This is a genomic window from Flavobacterium sp., from assembly GCF_044361065.1.
Classification (GTDB): Bacteria; Bacteroidota; Bacteroidia; order Flavobacteriales; family Flavobacteriaceae; genus Flavobacterium.
Genome location: NZ_JBIKJI010000201.1, coordinates 1 through 3,141 on the forward strand (window position 1 = coordinate 1; position 3,141 = coordinate 3,141).

Genomic DNA, 3,141 nt, shown 5'->3' on the forward strand with positions numbered 1-3,141 from the left:
CTATAATTTTAAAGTTCAATGTATTTGACTCAAAAATATCAAAAAGGTTTAATATAAAAAAATATTTTTCTAATCCTTTAATGTGTAGTATCTTTGAGGAAATGAAAATAACCGAGCAAATAAAAGAACCCATAGCCTACGAGATGGAACTTTTCGAGAAAAAGTTTCAATTGGCTATGTCTTCAAAAGTCGCCTTGTTAAATCGTATTACGCATTATATTGTCAACCGAAAAGGGAAACAAATGCGACCAATGTTTGTGTTCTTAACAGCAAAAATGGTTTCAGGCGGCACGGTAAATGACAGAACATATAGAGGCGCATCGGTTATTGAACTTATTCATACCGCTACTTTAGTTCACGACGATGTAGTAGACGACAGCAATAAACGCCGTGGTTTTTTCTCCATAAACGCGCTTTGGAAAAATAAAATTGCTGTTTTAGTAGGTGATTTTTTACTTTCTAAAGGACTACTACTTTCTATAGATAATAACGATTTTGACTTACTAAAAATAATTTCTGTAGCGGTAAGAGAAATGAGTGAAGGCGAATTACTTCAAATAGAAAAAGCCAGAAAATTAGACATTACAGAAGACATTTATTACGAAATTATTCGACAAAAAACAGCCACACTAATAGCTGCTTGTTGTTCGCTTGGTGCTTGTGCAGTTGCGCCAGATAAATCGAAAACAATTGAAAAAATGCGGAAATTTGGCGAATTAATCGGAATGGCATTTCAAATAAAAGATGATTTATTTGATTACACAGAAGATGCCATCGGAAAACCAACAGGCATTGACATCAAAGAACAAAAAATGACTTTACCACTTATTTACACACTAAATAACTGTTCTTCAAAAGAAAAAAGTTGGGTGATTAATTCCATAAAAAATCACAATAAAGATAAAAAAAGAGTAAAAGAAGTAATTGCCTTCGTAAAAAATCAGGGAGGTTTATCTTATGCCGAACATAAAATGATACAATTTCAACAAGAAGCACTTCTTCTTATCAAAGATTTTCCTGAATCTATATATAAAGATTCCCTTGTTTTAATGGTAAACTACGTTATTGATAGAAAGATATAATTTTAATGTGCCAATTAGTCAATGTTCCATTAGCCAATTTGATACAACCCTTTTAATTATTAAATCGTCAGTAGAAATAAGCACATAAATTGACATATTGTTTAATTGGCACATTGACTAATTGCAATACAACCTTTTTTAAATCATTCTCGTCTATAGTAATAAGCACATAAATTGGCACATTGACTAATTGGCACATTGACTAATTAAATCTATGAAAGTAATCGCATTGCATAAAGAAGAAGCACAACTAATCTGTGAAGCGATTACTAATAATCGCCAAGCACAACATTTGTTGTACACCAAATATGCTTCTAAAATGCTGAGTACTTGCAGACAGTATATAAAAGACACGCATCATGCAGAAGATGTTATGATTACGGGTTTTATGAAAATGTTTACCAGTTTGAAGAAATTTGAACACAAAGGCAGTTTTGAAGGTTGGATAAAACGTATTATGATTCATGAATGTATCGATTATTTACGAGTAAAGAAAAACAGTTTTAATCATAAAAACATTGAAGACATAGTATATGCTGAAGCAGAAGACAATTACGAAATGGAAGGTGATTTTTCTGTAGATGATATTCAATTTTTAATAGACAATTTGCCTGATGGCTATAAAATGGTTTTCAATTTATTTGTGATTGAAGGATACAAACATAATGAAATTGCTAAATTATTACATATTTCAGAAGGTACATCAAAATCGCAATTATCACACGCAAAAAAATTGTTACAATCTCAAATTACAATATTAAAAAATAAAGAAAATGGAACAAGATAATTTTAATAAAAACATACAAGAAAAATTCAATTTTCGTACAATTGAACCATCCGAAACGGCTTGGAACAAATTAGACGCGATGCTGACTCTTGCAGAAGAAAAAAAACGACCTAAAATCTTTTTTTGGTTAAGTATAGCAGCTACATTTCTTTTATTTACTGGTGTAGGATATGTTTTCTTTCAACAAAACGAGAAAACTAAATTGATGCCGTCAACTGAAGAAATTGTTACATCTAAAACAAATTCCGAAACAGAAACGCACAAACAAAATTTTGAAGAAAGTAGTTTTTCATCTGAAAATAAATTGGCTAATAACCCAACAATAAGTACTACTTCAGAAACGAAAAAAAGTACTACTATACTTCCAACTCAAAAAGAAAGTTCTAAATTAGAAGTCTATGAAATGGCACTTTTTAAACAAGAGGAAGTCGTTACTGTAAACGAAATTAAAAAAGAAGGAATCAAACAAGAGATTAAAGAACCGAATTATAATTACACCTCAGCAGAAACCCTTTTAGCAGAAGCGCAAGGACAAAAGAAACCAAGTAATATTAGTTCATTTAAGTCTACTTTAAGAGTAAATCCAAAGGAGTTATTACAAGCTGTAGAATCAGAATTGGATCAAACCTTTAAAGAAAAAACCATCACAAAATTAATACAAGCGAAATCAGCATTTGTAAACAGAAATTACGATTAGGCTTCGAGAACCTCAGCCAAATAAATCCCCAACTAAAGTTGTCTGAGGACTCGAATACTACAAATTTAAAATAAAAACTAACTTTTAAAACCCCCTAAATTATGCAAAAAATTATTTTGTACATCAGTATCGCGCTGCTAACATTAGTAAATAAAGTGTGCGCACAAGAAAAAACTATAGAAAAACAACTTTTAATGATTGCTGTCAACATTAAAGTAATAACCGAGGAAGAGAAAAAGATTTTAAAGAAAGAAGTGGAATCAATAGATGCTCAAGTAAAAAAAGGTGAAATCACAAATGAAGAAGGTCAAAGGCTAAAAACAAAATTTTCAGAAGAACGAGCTAAAAACATTGAAACTAAAATTGCTGAGCAAGAAAAGGCATTATTAGATTTAGTAAATGATAAAATTACTATTAATGAAACTCTTGATACTCTAAAAACAAACAGCTTTTCCTTTCCTGGTGGTTTTAAAACTAAATACTACGACAAAAACAAATCTGAAAACAGAACAACTAGTCAAACTGTTATGGTGTTAGGCTTCAATAACTTAGTCACCAATAATATGGTAGCCAAT

Annotated in this window: 3 protein-coding genes and 1 pseudogene; all 4 read left to right on the plus strand. The window is 30.6% G+C overall.

All coding sequences use genetic code 11. The features are described from left to right. Positions 1 to 101 precede the first annotated feature (101 nt). Complete coding sequence (locus tag ACIQ11_RS09870) at positions 102 to 1,082, plus strand: polyprenyl synthetase family protein (RefSeq protein WP_396154479.1); 981 nt, start codon at positions 102 to 104, stop codon at positions 1,080 to 1,082. 214 nt (positions 1,083 to 1,296) lie between these two features. Further along, on the plus strand, positions 1,297 to 1,869 hold the full coding sequence (locus ACIQ11_RS09875; RefSeq protein ID WP_396154481.1) for an RNA polymerase sigma factor: 573 nt from the start codon (positions 1,297 to 1,299) through the stop codon (positions 1,867 to 1,869). Then, positions 1,856 to 2,566 (plus strand): hypothetical protein, encoded by a 711-nt coding sequence (locus ACIQ11_RS09880; protein WP_396154483.1) that lies wholly within the window; start codon positions 1,856 to 1,858, stop codon positions 2,564 to 2,566. The genes ACIQ11_RS09875 and ACIQ11_RS09880 overlap by 14 nt, the downstream gene beginning before the upstream one ends. A 101-nt stretch (positions 2,567 to 2,667) precedes the next feature. Then, a pseudogene (locus tag ACIQ11_RS09885) lies at positions 2,668 to 3,141 on the plus strand (hypothetical protein); the annotation flags it as partial.